We start from the raw sequence: 18,470 nt of genomic DNA on the forward strand, positions 1-18,470 counted from the left end.
CTGCGGTCGGTGCATAACAAGCGCCACTGGCGCTTTGCACCCTCGCGGAGCGTATAACTCAGAAGGGGATTGTCTCCCCTCCTGAGAAAGTTTGTGATACCCCCACCTATAGAGGAGGGGGACATCCACTCTGAGTTATATCGTCTCTTTCGCAATTTGGATGAATTCTTTCGTTGCCTGAGACATATAATGACCTTTGTGGTAGCCGATTGCGAGAACACCGTGCGCCTTCGGGTAATCCAGTGAATAAAAGTTCACGGGCATTCCATTTTCAGCGTTCGAGGACAGCTCTCGATAGCTTGAGATAAACATCTTCGGATAAAACGTGATTCCCATTCCCTTGAATGCAAGGGCGAGAACCGTCTCGATGTTCTCCGTCTCAAGGACGATATTTGGCGAGACCTCGGCCTCCTCAAACATCTCATCTGCGAGTGTGCGTACCCGGTTTCCCTTGTTGATTAAGAGGAACGGACAACGACTCAACAATTTCAAGTCGATGTGCTTGGAGAGCTGTTCCTTGATCTCCTGAAGCTGTCCCGGGAAAGCCTTCTCGAGAACGGCATCGGGAACGGCGAGAAGAATCTCCTCCTCGCAGATCGGAACCGTCTCGACATTTTCAACCTTGATCGGAAGCATATCGATCAGCAGGTCGATGTTTCCGTGAAGAAGACCGTCTGCAAGTTCGGAGGAATTGCCCTCCTCGAGCCGCAGTTCAATATTCGGAAACCGCTCCTTGTATACAGGAAGAATCTCCGGGAGAATCACACGACCGCGGGTGTGGGAGAGACCGATGGTCAACTGACCAACCGAGAAATCCTTGATGTCGGAGAGCTCGCGGTAGGTCTCATCGCGCAGTTCGAGAAGCTGGCGCGCCTTTGCCTGGAGTGCGTGACCGGCGTAAGTCAGGGTCAGCGGGGTGGTGCGATTAAAGAGAACCACATCAAATTCTTTTTCCATATTGGAAATGTGATTGCTCAGGGACTGCTGGGAGATGAAGAGGCGTTTGGCAGCCTTTGTGAAATTCAACTCCTCAGAAGCCACGAGAAAATATTCCAGATTCAGGAAATTAATCATTTGCCGGACCTCCTGCGGTCAGCATTTTTGCAAGGCATGGGATGTAGGAGGCAGCCTTCTCGAGGGAAGTGTTTACGACAAGCTCCTCCGGGAAATCGACTTCTTTTAAGAGATCGTGAGCACGGCTGTGATTGCCGACATCTGCCTCGCAGTGAGCATCGCTGTCAAGGACGATCGACGTCTTGTGCTTCTTGCAAAGCTCAAGCATCGTCAGATAGTTCTCGCGCGCATTTTTGCGGTTGCTCAGTGGATGCAGGGAGCTTGAGTTGACCTCTAAGAGAACATGCTCCTCCTTTGCTGCACAGACAAGAGTCTCATAATCCACCGGGAAACGTCCATCGTCGGGATGACCGATGATCTGAACGGACGGATGTTTCATCGCACCGAGGTAGGCAGAGGTATTCTGAGCCACCGTTCCACTTGTGAAGCACGGATCGTGAATGCTTGCGATTCCAAAGTCGAGACCTCTCAAGAAACGTGGCTCCAAGTCGACGCTTCCGAGATAATCGATGATATTTAACTCGCATCCGAGCATCAGGCGAACGCCGTAAAGTTCTCTCGGAACGACTTTAAAGTTGATAAAATAAAATGGATGGCAGGCTCCCGGAATTCCCGGCGCGTGCTCCGTGACGCCTAAGAGACTGAGTCCCTTGTCAGAAGCCGAGCGAACCATCTCGTAAAGAGTGTTGTATGCATGACCACTGACAATCGTGTGGCTGTGCAGGTCCATGATGTCTTTCATAAAAATGTCCTCGTTGTATTTTAGTTTGTTTCATTTGGCGAAATGTTATACAAATGTGATACATTTATGTATGTTTTCCTATTCGGTTATTATAGCATATTTTTACACATAAAACTATGGAAAAAAGGGCAAAAATGTGGTAGAGTCAACATAGTGTTACTGTGCGTGGGTAGGCACTTTTGGAACCGAAAGTGCCGTACAAGAACGGAATGGTCGCGGGAATTTGCCGTATTCAAATGCGAAGCCACGGCAAATTCCGTTGCTGGTCATGTAACACATGAGCAGTAACAACATAGTTGCCGGATCTTGAACCGGCGAGAGAAGAGGAGGACTTGACTTATGAGCGAAGAAGTAAAAGAGACGATGGAGGATTACGCCAGCGAGCTGGAGGCATCCTATAAAGAGTTTGATCAGCGCCGTAACAGTCGTTATGAGGAACAGGATGGCCCGGATGCAGAGAAGTGGGCAGAACTGGCTCAGATGATGGAAGACAAGACCGTAACCACCGTAAAGGTAAAGGAAGCTGTAAAAGGCGGACTGGTTGCTTATATCAACGATGTACAGGGATTCATCCCGGCATCTCAGGTTTCTACTCACTATGTAGAGAAGTTAGAGGACTGTGTTGGTCAGCATCTCGATGTTGTTCCGATCACGGTTGATCCGGAGAAGAAGAGACTTGTTCTCTCCGCAAGAGCTGTCATGAGAGAGAAAGAGGCAGCTGAGCGCGCAGAGAAGATGGCAAGCATTCAGGTTGGCGAGATCGTAGAGGGAACCGTAGATTCTCTGAAAGATTACGGCGCATTCGTAAATCTGGACAATGGTCTGAGCGGACTGATTCACGTTTCCCAGATCAGCAAGCAGAGAGTGAAGAATCCGGCTGCTGTTCTGAAGGAAGGCGAGAAGGTAAAGGCAAAGATCATCGCACTCAAGGATGGCAAGATCAGCTTGAGCATCAAGGCTCTCGATGAGGATGTGGAAGCAGCAGAAGAGACCAATACCTATGATTACAAGGAGAGCGGTGAGGCAACAACCGGTCTTGGCGCACTGCTGAAAGGCCTGAAACTTTAGAGTGTGGCTGAATTCCCCTGATAGGATCATCTGCACTCTGGGATTCCGGTCCGGCAGGCTCTTATGTACAAGAAGAAAGCAAATGTGACTGTGAAAGTACGGTAAGGTACTGTGCAAAACAGTTACAAAAGAATGCAGAAATTAAAATCATGCATTTAGAAAAAAGAAGGAGGGATAGGTAAGATGAATATCCCCGATGCATACAGCCAGTTGGACCAGTGGAACTCGGTAATGTTTCTGTATGATTCGGCGCTCAAGGCGATCAACACAAAGATAGAGATTTTAAACGGAGAGTTTGTCCATATTTACGGGCACACTCCGATCGAACATATCAAGTCGCGCCTGAAAACGCCGGAGAGCATTGTCAAAAAACTGAAGGGCGATGGTCACGAGGTCACGATTGAAAATATGGTGGAAAAACTCAGTGACATCGCCGGAATCCGGATTATCTGCTCGTTCACTCAGGATATTTATAAGATTGCGGATATGATTGCGAGACAGAAGGATGTGACCGTTCTCTATGTGAAGGATTACATCAAACAGCCCAAGCCAAACGGATACAAGAGTTATCACATGGTTGTGACGATTCCGATTTATCTGACTGAGGGACCGGTGGAGACGAAGGTGGAGATCCAGATCCGCACGGTTGCGATGGATTTCTGGGCGAGTCTGGAACACAAGATTTATTACAAGTTTGAGGGCAATGCTCCTGATTTTCTCGAGGCAGAGCTGAAGGCATGCGCCGATATGGTGGATATGCTTGATGCGAAGATGTTCTCCCTGAACCAGTCCATTTTGGCACTGGGACAGGATGGACGGGAAAATGCGCAGGAACAGAAAGACAAATAAAGGATAGAGTTGGGAGTAAAAACTGTGCTGTGAACATAATATTCAAGTTTGATGTTTAAGTTTGGTGTTCAAGTTTAATGTTCAGGCTTAATGTTAATGAGTATGTATGTTTAACGTTTAAGTTTAACATTCAGGTTTACAGCACAGGAGAAACAGACATAAAATGAAGACACTGGCAAAAGATACCTGGCAGATCGCCTGTCAGAACTGGAAAAATATTCTTTTGTTCGAGCTTCTGTACCGTATGGTGACGATGCCGGCTTATTTACGGCTGATCAGCCGTGGGGTGCGTCTGGCCCTTGAGAAAGCCGGATACAGCTATCTCACAGCAGGGAATATCGGAGGATTTTTCCTTTGTCCGTGGACGATTCTGATTTTGATTGGAATTGTGGCGGTGGGAATGCTTCTGGTTGTTCTGGAGATAGCCGGACTCATTACTGCATTTCAGGGGTCAGCCTATTATCAGAAGCTGACCCCTTTGCATATTTTATGGGGCGGAATGGAAAAAACCGCGACAGAGATCTGGAAGAAAAACTGGAAATTGGCAGTCACGACCTCCGTTCAGGTTGTGCTGATGAATCTTTTCTTTATTTTGAGGATTCTGACGCACACAAAACCGTTGAATTTTGTGCTCAAAGAGATCATGAACGAGCCGTGGGTGGCATTTTTTCTTGCGGTTGTTCTGTTTGCTTTGATGGTGGCGGTTTATCCGGCAATGTTTGTGCCATATGGATGTATGGTGGAGCAGAAAACTTTTTCGGACAGCCTGCACCGGAGTTATGTCTTGACCCGTCATCGGAAACGTTTTGTCGCCGGACTCATGGCGCTGTGCGAGATCTGCGTCTGTGCGATGGTGGTTATCGCTTATCTGATCGGAGTTGTGATTGCGTCGGTTCTTGTGAATTTCTATGCGGATCAGACGCTTGCGATGGCAGTTCTTCTGCGAATTGCAGATCGGATTGAGCTGGCAGTTCTCTTTGCGGGAAGCATTCTGGCAGTTGTGGGGTGTTATGCCTCGCTCTCAGTGTGCTATTACCAGTATGGGACGAGACATCTCCATGAGGAACGCTGGGATTTTCGCTATCCGGCACGGGGAACGCCAAAACGGCGCAGAATTGTGACTGTAATGGCGATTCTGGCATCGATCGGAGTATTTTCGATCTGGGATATGGTGCGGACGGGTCCGACGGTGACGGATCGACTGTTGACTCAGGTGGAGATCACGGCGCACCGCGGAAGTTCACAGAATGCGCCGGAGAACACGATGTCGGCAATTCAGATGGCAATGGAAGAGATGGCGGACAGCGCGGAGATCGATGTTCAGCTCACTTCGGATGGAGTGGTTGTCCTCGGTCATGACGCGAGCCTGAAACGCGTGGCGGGGGTCAATCGCTCAATCAGTTCGATGACCTGGGAGCAGATTCAGAAACTTGATGTCGGCTCGTGGTTTTCGGATTCCTATGTGGGGGAGAGAATTCCGTCGCTTGAGGAAGTGCTTGAGGTATGCCGTGGAAAAATGCATCTGAATATTGAGATCAAAAATGTGGGAGCGGACAGCGACCTTCCTGCCCGTGTTGTAAATTTGATTAAGAATGCAGGAATGGAAGAGCAGTGTGTGATCACCTCGACAAGCCTGAGTTACTTAAAGGCAGTCAAGGAGATTGATCCCCAGATTTTGACGGGATACATCATCTCGGCGGCATACGGAAATTTCTATTCGAGCGATGCCCTTGATTTCATCAGTCTGAGAAGCAGTTTTGTCGATCGGCGTCTCGTGGAAAATGTTCATGCACAGGGCAAGGGCGTTTTTGCGTGGACGGTCAACCATAAGAGCGAGATGGAGAGACTGATGATGCTCGGTGTGGATGGAATCATCACTGACCGCCCGGTTCTTGCAAGGGAGATTGTTTATCGGGAGGAAGCGACGGAGACGCTCTTTGAGTATTTGAGAATGGTGTTTCGGTAGGCAAAGAGCTCCTATTGGCAAATGAAAACAAATGAAATAAAAAACAGAACGATAAAAACGGAAAGAAAATAAAAAGAAAAAGAAAAGAGAACAAAAGATGCGTACAGTTGTACAGCGTGTGACCCATGCCAGTGTAAAGGTGGATGGTCAGACAATCGGAGAGATCGGAAAGGGATTTCTGATCCTGCTTGGCGTGGCAGAGGAAGATGACGAAGCCATTGCAGATAAGATGGCGGACAAGATCTGTCGTCTGAGAATTTTTGAAGATGAGAATGGAAAGACGAATCTTTCGCTTGCCGATGTCGGCGGGGAGATTCTTGTAGTCAGCCAGTTTACGCTGTATGCGGACTGCAAAAAGGGCAACCGCCCAAGTTTTGTGAAAGCGGGAAATCCGGAAAAAGCAAACCGCCTTTACGAGTATTTCATGAAACGCTGTGAGACGCATGTGCAGACGGTTGAACATGGACAGTTCGGTGCCGATATGAAGGTGGAACTGCTCAATGACGGTCCGTTTACGCTGATGCTTGACAGCAAGGAATTATAACGAATTATTTTGCGAGATAGAAAACTCGTGAAGATGAAAATAAGATTTAAAGAAAAAAGAAAAATGGAAATCAGAGAAAGATGAGATTTCTTGAAATTTACTGAGTAAAAAAGGAGTTTATATCATGGCAGAGATGGAAAAACAGAAGAGTGCCGGACAGTTGCTCGAGGAGGAACTGATGTGGAAGTTTCCGCATATCGGCAAGGAAGCACCGGAGCAGACTGAGGAGGCAAATGCATTCTGCGAGGGATACAAGGCATTTTTGAATGCAGGAAAGACCGAGCGCGAGTGTGTTCTTGGCGCGCTGAAACTGCTCAAAGAGGCTGGATACGAGGAGCTCGATGAGAAGAAATCTTACGCACCGGGCGATAAGGTTTACTATGTGAACCGCAAGAAAGCGATTCTGATGACGACATTTGGAAAACGTCCGGTCAGCGACGGTGTCCGCATCAACGTGGCTCATATCGATTCTCCGCGTCTCGACTTAAAGCCGAATCCGCTTTATGAGAAGAGCGACATCGCTTACTTTAAGACTCATTATTACGGCGGAATCCGCAAGTACCAGTGGGGAACGACTCCGCTTGCGATGCACGGTGTTGTTGTGAAGAAAAACGGAGAAGAAGTGACGGTTTGCATCGGTGAGAAAGAGGGAGATTCGGTATTCTGCGTCAGCGATCTTCTTCCGCATCTGGCAGGAAAGCAGAATGAGCGCAAGCTGTCTGAGGGACTTCGCGGAGAGGAACTCAATGTCATCGTCGGCTCGATTCCGTTTGTGGATGACAAGGTGAAAGAGCCAGTGAAACTGCTCGCCCTCAAACTTCTGAACGAGAAATACGGCATTACGGAGGCAGATTTCTTCCGAGCAGAGATCGAGATGGTTCCGGCACAGAAGGCAGTCGATGTCGGATTTGACAGAAGTCTTGTCGGCGCTTACGGACAGGATGACAAGGTCTGCGGATATACGGCTCTGATGGCAGAGATCGAGGCGAAAGATCCGGAGTACACAACAGTCACAATTCTCTCCGACAAGGAGGAGATCGGTTCTGAGGGAAATACCGGAATGAATTCCGATTACTTCAAGCACTATGTCGAGAGACTCGCAGACATGGCAGGAGTTCCGGTCAGAGATGTCTTCACCCGTTCCCTGTGCCTGTCTTCTGACGTCAATGCAGCTTACGATCCGACATTCTCCGATGTATTTGAGGCAAACAACGCGAGCTACATCAACAAGGGCTGTGTGCTGACGAAGTACACCGGCGCAAGAGGAAAATCTTCCTCCAACGATGCAAGCGCAGAGACGATGGCGAAAGTTATCCGCATCATGGAAGAGAACGGCGTTTACTGGCAGACCGGCGAGCTCGGCGCAGTCGATGCAGGTGGTGGTGGTACCATCGCAAAATACATCGCTCATCTCGACATTGATGTAGTCGATCTCGGTGTGCCGATCGTATCGATGCACGCACCGTTTGAGCTGGCAGCAAAGCTGGATATTTACAATACTTATAAGGCATTTAAGGCATTCTATAAATAAGAGATCGTATAAATGTAGGTTGAAATAGGGCTCGCTCAGAGATATACGCTGAGCGGGCCTTGTTTTGTGGAAAAGTATAAGAAAAATGATTTGTGGACAAAACTATGACTGATCTTTTGGTGAAAATGGAGTGTCAAACAAAATTTCACCCGTATCTTGATCGCACTGGTATTGCCACGGTACAAGTTCTAAGAGTAAAGCTTCTTTTTGATGAAACTGTGAATCGTAAAGATTCTGATTGCTAGTAAGCAATAGCTCCGGTTGATCGGAGATATCAAAATTCTTTTTTAAGATGTAATCATTCTCAAAATCCCATGTAATCAAACGCAAATATTCAGTTGCAAGAAATCCTTTTTTGAGAATCTCAGCACTTTTAAGACCTTTTGAGGCGAAATAAAGATGAGCGCTCAATTCAGACTGTCGAGAAAGGAAATCCTTCGAGATGTATTTTGTTAAATACCCTGCCAGTGCGTGCGTGTTTCGGGTCGCACTGATTGAGCAATAACCAAACTTCTCACGATAAGGTGTCCAGTCATAAACAATGTTGCCCTTGAGGAGTTCTGATCTTATCTTATTTGGAAGTTTTTCCTCAAGGGAGAACGCACGAAAAGAATCAACAGAAATTCCATGGAGCAAACCATGAAAGTGCCATGCTCCATCTTTGTGATGCTCAGGAATTAAAAGGTACTTGATTTCCTGGTGAGTCTTCTTTTGGCAATCACGGATAAAACGGTAAATTGATTCCTTTGCCTGCTTAAGATCATAGCGATTGAATTTTTGCGGATCCAAAGTTAATGTGACAAACCAGTCCCAGTCGTTGCAGAGTGCAAGTTCACGAATACGTGATTTGGTTCGTGAAAGATTGTTACTCAGTTTTTTAGTATTGACAGATCCTTTTTTTGAAAACTGACGCATTTCCGGTCTTTTTGCGTATTGTGAAACATAACAGTAAGTCAAAACTTTAAAATGCTTGCCAAATTGCTTGACGGATGCATTGCAAAATTTGTATGGACGTAACCTTGACTTGTTTTCCATTAAAACTAGCCTCCATTTTGAAATATGCTTTCGAGTTTTTTGATGCGATGTTTCAAAATGGATAGGATAGTTTACAAAAAAATATAATAAAAAATCCGGCTCTAAAAAATCGCATCAAAACAAAATAGACAGCTTGTTGTTTTGTTTTAAAGCAATTTTTTATCCGAACCGGATTAAAAAATTTGAAAAAAGTTAAGGTTAATGTTTTTCAGAAACACAAATACTCATTTTCCTGTCTATGGAGAAAATGAGAAGTATAAAATTACAAGAATCATTATAATGAAGATGAAAAATACTGTCAATACAAAACGTTGGAGAAAACGAAAAAATGAATGAGAGTGAAGAATTACAGGAATATAGAAATTATTTAATTGGCGAAGGGTACAGCGAAAATACGGTGTTTAAATATATACGAGATGTAAAGAATTTTTTGTCTTGGAAAAAAGATTCAAAAATAAATCCACAGAAGTTATCGGAATGGAAGCAGTATTTGATATCAAATTATGCTCTTGTCAGCGTTAATTCTATGTTGGTTGCATTGAATCAGTTCCTTGCGTGGATGGGGTATCGAAATTGGATGATTCGTCTTATAAAAATTCAGGAAAAAATATTTGCAGACCCACGAAAGGAACTCACAAAACAAGAGTATCGCAGACTTGTTGAGACAGCAGAAAAACTTGGAAAACACAGACTTGCATTGATTTTAAGAACGCTGGGGATGACAGGAATCAGAATTTCTGAATTAAAATATATCACAGTAGAAGCATTGAAAGACAAGATAGTAAGTGTATGCAATAAAGGGAAAATCCGTAAAATTTTATTGCCAACAAAGCTCTGTCATATTTTGAGAGATTATTGCAGAAGAGAAAAAATACTTTCTGGGATGATATTTTTGACAAGAAATAAGAGCCCTTTAAATCGGTCAAATATATGGAGAGAGATGAAGAAACTGTTTGAAAAATCTGGTGTTCCGGCAGAAAAAATTTTCCCACACAATCTGAGACATCTTTTTGCGAGAACATTTTATGAGGTAGAAAAAGATCTTGTTCGGCTCTCGGATCTTCTTGGACATTCAAATTTATCAACTACACGTATTTACATTCGGGAGAGTGGGGAAGTACATCGAAAAATTTTAGAAAAAATGGAGCTGTTTTGTGAATGTGATTTTTCCACAAGAGAAGGTGTGGGTGGGAATGATTACATAAGGAACATTATGTTGTTTTCTCCGATATAGAGAGAAAATCCCACTGTTCTAATTTTATCATGATCAAGCAAAAAAAGCAATTCTAACCAACGCAAAATAAGGGTGGAAAGAGAAAAAAATAGAACCCACCCTTTTTGTGTTGATCAAAATTATTTTTTATTTAATAAATCTGTTTTTAATTACTTTTTTATCCCCTAAGTTCAGAACAAGATAATAACAGAGACTACATAATGTTCCTAATGTAGTAGACGTCGAAAAATGTTAAAAAAGTGGCGTAAGAAAATGCAAAGGAGAACAGGAAAGGGGAATAGGATGGATTCAAAGAAAAAAGAGCTATATGACAAAAATTTAGAGGAATTGGAAGATACTCGAAAAAAATGGGAGAAATGCAAAGAGAACACAGGTTTTCAAAAAAACATTACAAATCATACCCTAATAAACATGCTACTTCCTACTATAAAAAGAATGAAACAAGAAGATTTGGATGTATTTGAGCAAATCTATTGGGAAATGAAAACAAAAGTTACGCGAGATGAGATTTATGCAAATGCTTGGGCGGGTATTCTTTCTTTTCTGACATTGATTATAGCAGTATCATCAATGTTCTATACATTAGTAGCCAATAGCAAAGATGTTAATTTAATCAGTGCGCTGGAGATTTTCGCAGCTATAATTATGGGAATATGTTTGTTCTTTGTAGAATATGTATTTGTAAATTTTGCAACGCGTAAGCGTTCATATTATAAAATTTTAGTTTCTATGATGGAAGCTATGATGAATGTTTAAAATTTTGGCAGAATAAATATGGACGTATATTTTTGTGTGAGCAATGATATGCAGTCAAGTATTTCTCACAGCATTAGCGGACATCCCAGGTGGATCGCAAGGTTCACAGATTAGCGTATCATACCCTGGCGGACCAGGTAGCTCTGGTAATGGCACAGGAGCAACTGCACCAATTTACAGAGACTACGGATTCAGAATCACAATTCCGACGTCAAAGCAATTACAGAATGCAATATCGGCTCTGGGTGGTGAGTATACACGAGAACAACTGACTCAACAGAGAGATGATGTGGAGAGTTATTTGTCACATATTTATTACGAACCGGGAAATGACGGTATATACTTCTGGGCAAGACTCAATCGAAACATTAAGCCGACGCTCGGAGTAGTATCGTCATATCCAGGTGATGGTATGCCAATCAAGAGTAGTCGTCTTGAAATTCCTGAGAATGGTACAATGGTTGCCGAAACAGATAACAAACTTGCGTGGATGTGTTATGAGGGTGTTTTCGGTGGAACACGAGATGCAACCACACCATATATGTCAGATTCGGCACCAGACATGGTGACAGCATTATTCGGTGCTACAAACAATTATGACAATGGTGGAGACTTCCTGTATCATCTGAAACAACTCTACATCGCCAATTCATCCGATATTTCATCTGAAACAGATTTCAACAACAAATTAATTCAGCTTATGCAAAACCTTATGAGCAATGGAGAACTCACTGCTGACAATCTGCGTGAGTTTTGTTGGGATACATCGCTGCATAACAACTCCGGGGTAACTGCTTCCGATAGAGTGAAGTGGAGCCGTATCGGATACCTTACAATGTTGATTCAGTTCGCGTGGTTAGCACAAGCAGTAGGTGACACAGAAACATATCCGCAGTTTGAGACGGCAATTTGGAATTGGGTTCAGGACGGGTACCAGCTTCGCTCGATGCCACTTCTGGAGATTGAAGCTTGTCACGAGATCGGCTTGAATGGTACGCCTGATGCAGTATCTGATAATATGCAATTTGCAAACCTTCCGTACACAATCCGCACACAATATACAGATAGTGGCTCTGGCGCGGTTGAGACATTATACGCAGGATGGGATGCAGGTAAGACAATACAGCAAGTATTAGAGGAATCTTTATAGTCATCACTTATCAGTAATGGTGTTGTTGGACAGGTTTTAGGTTATACAATAAAGCGAGGTGCTTCATCACCTATTAATGCAGACCGAGCTTATTACCGATTAGCGTATCCATCGGATCAACAGGATGCATCGTACGGATATCTTCTTGGATTCACATATGCAGCGGACGCACCAGACTGGGGAATACCGTCAACACCGAATACTTCAAATGTTGAGGTACCAGGTCACGTGGAAGTTAAATCCAAACGGCAGTCACGACATGCCCCTAGATACTGAGGTAAACGAACCCTCAACGGTGTACGAGATAAATGTTTCTCAGAATAGGTATAATCAAAATAATATCGACATGCGCTACGCGCGAAATACCAAACCCACACTCCTAGGGGAGATAACATGAGGTTGCTCCAGTAGGGTGACGTTCCTAGTGGCAGAGACCCTGGTGGAGGGCGAAGCCTGACACCATTAGCAAAAAAGCGGCGAAGCCGCGGGCAATATCTATTATAGACTTCTTGAAACATCCCCAACAATTAACTGAAAAAATAATACATATCAATGTATATAAAAAATAGATAACAAAGGCATGAAAGGAGAATTAACATGAGAAAACAAATATTAGTAGCATTAGCTAGCTTAATGATGATTAGTTCAGCAGTACCTACATATGCAGCGGTTATCGAAGCAGGATCTGGTAAGTCAACTGAGCAAACCACAACTACGTCAACCTCAACCAAGTCTCAGCAGGAGATCAACGAAGCAGTAAAGCAGAAATTCAATGGCGATCCGAATATCAATTGGATTATCGACCCAACTAAATCTTCAGCAGAACTCAGAGCACAGTACGGTACAGATGAGTGGGCACGTGCAGAGGGTGTTGAGCAGGCTCGCAGATGGGCAGAAGAGAATAAGGGTGACATTGCAAGCATCGCAGACGAGAAGGCATGTTACGAAGCAGTAGCCAATAAGGTAGCTGAGTATTTCGCACCTGATATGCAGGGACTGCCAGTAAACATGGCATACCAGATCAACGCAAAGAAAGCTGATGTTTATGGTTATACATTTGTAGGTAAGGCACTTTGCGATGCAGTAGGTATTCAGGCACAGATCTCTTCTGGTATCGCAATCAACGGATACAACCAGTCTTACAAGGTATTAAAAGTGACTTTGAACGGTAATACCTATTACAGCGACCTTTGCGATTACGACCTCAATCACAGAAGCATGTATGCAGAGTCTCTGCCATACGAGTATACTGAGGATAATGCTGTGGACAACTTAGTAGATGCTATGGTAGGTAACAGCATCTCTATGTCTGATGATCGTATCAAGTCTTTCAATGCACCGGAGGGTACATCTGTACTTCGTAAGGGTGGTGTTGATTATTACATTTCCGAAGCAGATGCTAAAACATTCAATGAAACTACTGACGATTCTGTAATCTATAGTATCTTCGATAAGTACGGTATTCCATATACTAAATGAATTTAAAATTAATCTTCAAAAGATTATGTTCGCTTTTGCTGGCTGTACTGATGATTATTCAGGTACCACTCACAGCATTAGCGGAATCTCCAGGTGATACAACTGGATCTAGTAGACCGATTATGACTCCAGGTGGAAAGGGATACGGAAAGAACGGAACAGCACCGATCTTCGATGATTATGGATTCCGTGTAACTATATCAGATGGAAACCTCGATGGTGTAATCGAGGGATTGAAAGGTGGATACACCGATCGAGATCTTGATGATCAGCGACAGAAAGTTGTTGAGCATTTACGCCACATTTACATGGAGCCAGGCAATGACGGTATCTACTTTTACGGAGCAAGACGAGACGACTTCAGACCGAACTGGGGAGTTATGTCGTCGTATGGTGGTAAAGGATTCCCAATCCAAAATCACAGAATAAAGATTAAGAAAAATACAACTGTGACGGATCAAGACAATAAGCTCGCCGCCATGTGCTATTCTGGAATCGATGGGTTCAACCGAACAGTATCGACCGCATATGTTCCAGATATGGGTAAGGCACTCTTCGGGGCAGCGGGTAACTATGAGACTGGCGGAGATTTCCTGTACCACATGAAAACAATGTTCATGGCGAATGCTAATCTAAACTCTGAGCAAGAATTCAAATCCTACATCGTGGAGTTGATGAGAGATCTGATGAGTAACGGAAATGGCACCGGTAACAATATCCGTAACTTCTCATGGGATACTTCGTTATATACTCAAGCAGGAGTGACTGCACAGGACAGAGCAAAGTGGAGTCAGATTGGATATGTCACAATGCTCATCCAGTTTGCTTGGCTCGCACAAGTTACGGACAATCCGAGTTATCAGCAATTCGAGACAGCCATCTGGAATTGGGTAGGACACGGTTACTTACTTCGAGATATGCCACTCCTAGAAGTTGAAGCATGCCAAGAGATTGGTCTGGACGGAACGAACACTCCAAACGAATCAAACTCTCAGCTTGCAACACTTCCATACACGATTCGTACCCAGTACCCAGACGGTGGCTCCGGTGCTGTCGAGACTCTCTATCGTGGATGGGATTCAAATAAGACCATTCAAGATGTACTCGTTGATAGCTTGGGCACATCGTCGCCGGTTAAAGATGCCGTTGTAGGGCAGGGATTAGGCTATACTATAAAGAAAGGTGCCGCATCTGATTGTTACAAAGATCGCGCATACTGTCGATTAGCTTGGCCTTCAGACGATAAGAACGCATCATACGGATACCTCCTTGGTTTCACATATGTAGCGGATACTCAGCTAACTACTGGAGGTGTTATAAACCCAACCAACCCAAACGTGGAAGTCCCGGGATCATTCACTTGGAAACTCACACCGAATGGCGCGCATGACATGACACCGGACACAGAGGTCAATGAGTCCTCCACGGTGTATGAGATTAACGTATCCCAGAACGGGTACAACCAGAACAACATCGACAAGTGGAAAACGTATATTGCACAGAATGGTAACAATAATAACCGCATGCGCATCACAGTATACAGGGTGCCCGAAGATTTGGCAGATACTAAAGCATCACAGTACACTCGTGAACAAGTTATGCAACAAGGTAAGAACGCAACTGAGGGATTCGACAGAGTTGTAGTCGGAGACGCAAAGATTACAGGATTACCCAATGCGACATCCGGTACAGAGTCGGGCACCATGACCAATGAAGAACTCATCAATATCTTGAACACCGGAACAGGACTCGCCATGACCTCTGAGACAATTAGGGGTTCACTTGAGCAAGGCATACGAGTGACATACGCAGTACGAGTCGAAGTCAAAGTAGGTAACAAAGCATGGCAAGACTTCACCAACAATCAAGCGGAATGGGTAGAGTACCGATCCACCCCAGGAACATACGAGTACAAGTCAGATGCTCCAGATGGATATGCAGAGATTAAATGTGGATACTTCAATACTGATGCATACAGAGAACCATATGAGGCTATGGCAGGATTACCTACCACAGAGAATCTATACTTTGTCTCTGGGGGTCAGGAGTTCGTCGCCCAATTAAAATACGAATACACACCCAACATGACTGCGGTGAGAAACTTTGAACAGAAGTATCAAGGCACCCAATGTGAAGGATACTGGGAACCAGTCACAATGGAGTTCAAGAACGCCACAGTCGAGGAAATCAATCAATGGCTTCGCGATCACACGGACGCTCCATCCACAACAGGGGATTTCATCACAGCCAAGAAGTGCTCCGTATGTGGCACAACCCATACCAACGGCACTGGCAACGAGCACATCATCAAGACAGAAATTACTAAGTGGGTTTCCGGTGATGACAAGCCTGTTCCCGGCAATTACTATACAGAGCTTGACCTTGAAGCTGTAACATGGGATTGGGAGAACGACGGTGGTGAAGGTGGTGGACACGAAGAAGGTACCGACGAGAATGGCGAACCAATCGAAGTATCCTGTGAGTTCCCGCACGAATATCATGAGGATTTATCAGAGGAAGATAAGCCTGATCCGGTAGAGTGTGACTACGGTGGATGTTACCAAGAGTTTCACAAGGTACGCGCACGCCGTTATTCCGGAACGGTTAAGTCATACCACGTTCATTATGAGAATGGGGATGGACACCAGACAAACCTCGGTGCAATCCGTTGGACTCAATCATATACTGGCATGAACTACGCAAAGATCAAGGAAGCGCATGTCTGGAGACTGGAGCAGTCCAAGGTCAATGGTATTCGTCAGATCACCTTTGAGGACGACGATACAGTAACCGGAACCGGCAAGGAACTGGCGGATGTAATCTTCAACGTGGCAGAAAGTGACACGGCAAAAGAGGGGCGTATGTGGTATTCCATCCACCCTGAGGATAACGACAACTATGTTGGAAAACTCCAGCTCGCAACCCGCGGATGTTGCCACTGCTTCAATCACAATGCCGCTGAAGACTTGATCGCATCAAAAGACGATCCAAATCAGATCTTTGAGAATGCATGGTGTGTATCAGAAATAGTAGGGGATAAAATGTGAGAGATACTAGGGGCAGTTATATATAGAACTTTAAGATATTTTCTAGCTAAGGGTACACTTAATTTGTTTTTGTCGATTTATGATATATAGTCTAGTATATAACTTGCTGTAAAATCTAAAATCCCATATAATTAAGTATATGAATATACGATGAAAGACTCAACGAAATATAACATCACTGAGGTAGTATTTTTGGTGCGGAAAGATCGTGTTAAACGAGTGGCAGAAAGGAGCGGGAGCGTTGAAAAAATTGAATCTGCCGGTGGGGATTTCTGATTTTGAAAAGATTCGTGAAAATGGATATTACTATGTAGATAAAAGTGGTCTGATTTCGGAGTTGTTGGAGAGGGAGACTGCGGAGGTGACGCTGATTACGCGTCCGCGGAGATTTGGCAAGACATTGGGAATGAGCATGCTTGCCAATTTTTTTGATGTCCGCAAAGACAGCAGCAGATTGTTTGATGGTTTGGAAATCATGGGAAATAGGAAATTGTGCGAACGTTGGATGAATCAGTGTCCTACAATTTTATTTTCTTTGAAAGATATTGATGGATTGACTTTTTCAAACGCATATAATCAAATGCAGATGCAGATTGCGAATTTATATAAAGAATATACTTATCTGCTTGATTCTGACGAGATTGATCCTGATGATAAAAATCTTTTTCTTCAAATAAAAGCGGGAAATGCAAATGAGGTCCAGCTTAGCCGATCATTAAATCTTTTAATGCGGATGATGCACAGGTATTATAAGAAGCAGGTCGTCTTGCTCTTAGATGAGTACGATGTTCCGATTGCAAAGGCGAGCAGTAATGGATATTATGCGCAAATGATGGAGATCGTAAAAACGATGATGAGCACCTCATTAAAAGATAATCCGTCTCTTCGGTTTGCAGTGATTACAGGATGCCTGAAGATTGCCAAGGAGAGTGTATTTACCGGGACAAATAATTTTGTTTCTGATACGATTACGGATTCCAAGCTGAATGAGTACTTTGGCTTTACGCAGGAGGAAGTTTCGCAAATTCTTAAAGATGCGGATGCAATGGAAAAAAGAGATTGTATCAAAGAATGGTATGACGGATATCATTTTGGAGATTTCGATGTGTACTGTCCCTGGGATGTGATGAATTATCTGTTTGATGTTCAGAAAAATCCGAATATACAGCCTGCAAGTTACTGGAAAAATACGAGTGATAATGCAATCATTCGATCGTTCATTGACTATGCAGGAAGCAGTATTACAAAGAAGATGGAAACTTTGTTAGCTGGTGGGGCGATTTTTCAACGTGTAGATGAAAATCTGACATATGATTATCTTCATTCTTCAGAGGAGAATCTGTGGAGTGTGCTTTATCTGACTGGATACCTGACGAAAATCAGGGATATGGAGAATTCGAGTTCTCTGTCCGATGGAACATTTGCACTGAAAATTCCGAATAAGGAAATCCGGGAGATTTTTGAAACTACGGTGATGAAGTGGTTTGATGATAATGCAAAAAGTTGGGATCGGGGAACTCTGTTTCATGCAGTGTGGAATGGAGATGACAAGGTTCTTACCGAGGAAATGAGCAAATTGCTTCGCAAAACGATCAGTTATCATGATTATAAAGAAGACTTTTATCATGCATTTCTGGCAGGAATTTTTGCGGGAGCGGGATATGAGGTGGAATCAAATAAAGAGCATGGGGAAGGTCGAAGCGATGTGGTAGTGTATGATTCTGTGAATGGTCGTGTCGCAATTTTTGAGGCAAAATATTCCAAGACATTACAGGACATGACAGAGGATTGCAAGAGAGCGATCCGTCAGATTTCCGATCGGATGTATGCAAAAGATTTTCAGGATGACTATGATCAGATCTGCTGTTACGGCATTTCTTTTTATAAAAAACGTTGCATGGTGATGTGCGCAGAGGGAGAGTAGGGGGATTTTCCCGAATCTGAATAATTTATGAATTCCGGCAAATCGCTTTTTAAATTCTGGCGGATATGCTA

Annotated in this window: 14 protein-coding genes; 11 read left to right on the forward strand and 3 right to left on the reverse strand. The window is 44.0% G+C overall.

The features are described from left to right. Positions 1-135: 135 nt before the first annotated feature. On the reverse strand, positions 136-1,074 hold the full coding sequence (locus tag ACR0QT_RS11055; RefSeq protein WP_432630831.1) for a LysR family transcriptional regulator: 939 nt from the start codon (positions 1,072-1,074) through the stop codon (positions 136-138). Further along, entirely contained in the window at positions 1,067-1,816 is a 750-nt protein-coding gene (locus ACR0QT_RS11060) for a phosphatase (protein WP_432630832.1), read from the reverse strand. Before ACR0QT_RS11060 ends, ACR0QT_RS11055 begins: the two co-directional genes overlap by 8 nt. 339 nt (positions 1,817-2,155) lie before the next feature. Here ACR0QT_RS11060 and ACR0QT_RS11065 point away from each other — a divergent pair, with 339 nt between their 5' ends. From ACR0QT_RS11065 to ACR0QT_RS11085, 5 genes are all read left to right on the forward strand, one after another. Continuing rightward, the gene (locus ACR0QT_RS11065; RefSeq protein ID WP_432626686.1) at positions 2,156-2,884 is read left to right on the forward strand and encodes a S1 RNA-binding domain-containing protein; all 729 of its coding nucleotides are present in this window, start codon (positions 2,156-2,158) and stop codon (positions 2,882-2,884) included. Between the two features lie 183 nt (positions 2,885-3,067). Next, a complete protein-coding gene (locus tag ACR0QT_RS11070; protein WP_432630833.1) occupies positions 3,068-3,733 on the forward strand; it encodes a GTP pyrophosphokinase in 666 nt (221 codons plus the stop codon). Positions 3,734-3,896: 163 nt separating this feature from the next. After that, positions 3,897-5,699, forward strand: a complete 1,803-nt coding sequence (locus ACR0QT_RS11075; RefSeq protein ID WP_432630834.1) for a glycerophosphodiester phosphodiesterase family protein — start codon at positions 3,897-3,899, stop codon at positions 5,697-5,699. A 97-nt stretch (positions 5,700-5,796) separates the two neighbouring features. After that, positions 5,797-6,243 carry a D-aminoacyl-tRNA deacylase gene (gene dtd, locus ACR0QT_RS11080; RefSeq protein ID WP_432630835.1) on the forward strand — a complete coding sequence of 149 codons (447 nt, stop codon included), beginning with the start codon at positions 5,797-5,799 and terminating at the stop codon, positions 6,241-6,243. A gap of 124 nt (positions 6,244-6,367) precedes the next feature. Then, a complete protein-coding gene (locus ACR0QT_RS11085) occupies positions 6,368-7,774 on the forward strand; it encodes an aminopeptidase (protein ID WP_432630836.1) in 1,407 nt (468 codons plus the stop codon). A 102-nt stretch (positions 7,775-7,876) separates the two neighbouring features. On the opposite strand, the gene ACR0QT_RS11090 is transcribed toward ACR0QT_RS11085, so the two are convergent. Continuing rightward, positions 7,877-8,809 carry a rolling circle replication-associated protein gene (locus tag ACR0QT_RS11090; protein WP_432630837.1) on the reverse strand — a complete coding sequence of 311 codons (933 nt, stop codon included), beginning with the start codon at positions 8,807-8,809 and terminating at the stop codon, positions 7,877-7,879. A gap of 328 nt (positions 8,810-9,137) precedes the next feature. On the opposite strand from ACR0QT_RS11090, the gene ACR0QT_RS11095 reads away from it, so the two are divergent. The 6 genes from ACR0QT_RS11095 to ACR0QT_RS11120 all read left to right on the forward strand — a co-directional run bounded on the left by ACR0QT_RS11095 (position 9,138) and on the right by ACR0QT_RS11120 (position 18,399). Further along, a complete protein-coding gene (locus ACR0QT_RS11095; protein WP_432630838.1) occupies positions 9,138-10,043 on the forward strand; it encodes a tyrosine-type recombinase/integrase in 906 nt (301 codons plus the stop codon). Positions 10,044-10,325: 282 nt separating this feature from the next. Then, entirely contained in the window at positions 10,326-10,799 is a 474-nt protein-coding gene (locus tag ACR0QT_RS11100) for a hypothetical protein (RefSeq protein ID WP_432630839.1), read from the forward strand. 412 nt (positions 10,800-11,211) lie between these two features. Next, positions 11,212-11,949: a hypothetical protein gene (locus ACR0QT_RS11105; RefSeq protein WP_432630840.1), complete on the forward strand. Its 738-nt coding sequence runs from the start codon at positions 11,212-11,214 to the stop codon at positions 11,947-11,949. Positions 11,950-12,546: 597 nt separating this feature from the next. Then, complete coding sequence (locus tag ACR0QT_RS11110; RefSeq protein ID WP_432630841.1) at positions 12,547-13,428, forward strand: hypothetical protein; 882 nt, start codon at positions 12,547-12,549, stop codon at positions 13,426-13,428. Between the two features lie 50 nt (positions 13,429-13,478). Further along, positions 13,479-16,475, forward strand: coding sequence for a hypothetical protein (locus ACR0QT_RS11115; RefSeq protein WP_432630842.1), 2,997 nt, complete (start codon positions 13,479-13,481; stop codon positions 16,473-16,475). Between the two features lie 241 nt (positions 16,476-16,716). Further along, positions 16,717-18,399 (forward strand): AAA family ATPase, encoded by a 1,683-nt coding sequence (locus tag ACR0QT_RS11120; protein ID WP_432630843.1) that lies wholly within the window; start codon positions 16,717-16,719, stop codon positions 18,397-18,399. Positions 18,400-18,470 lie beyond the last annotated feature (71 nt).

It is taken from the genome of Brotaphodocola sp. (assembly GCF_050873365.1).
Lineage (GTDB): Bacteria > Bacillota > Clostridia > Lachnospirales > Lachnospiraceae > Brotaphodocola.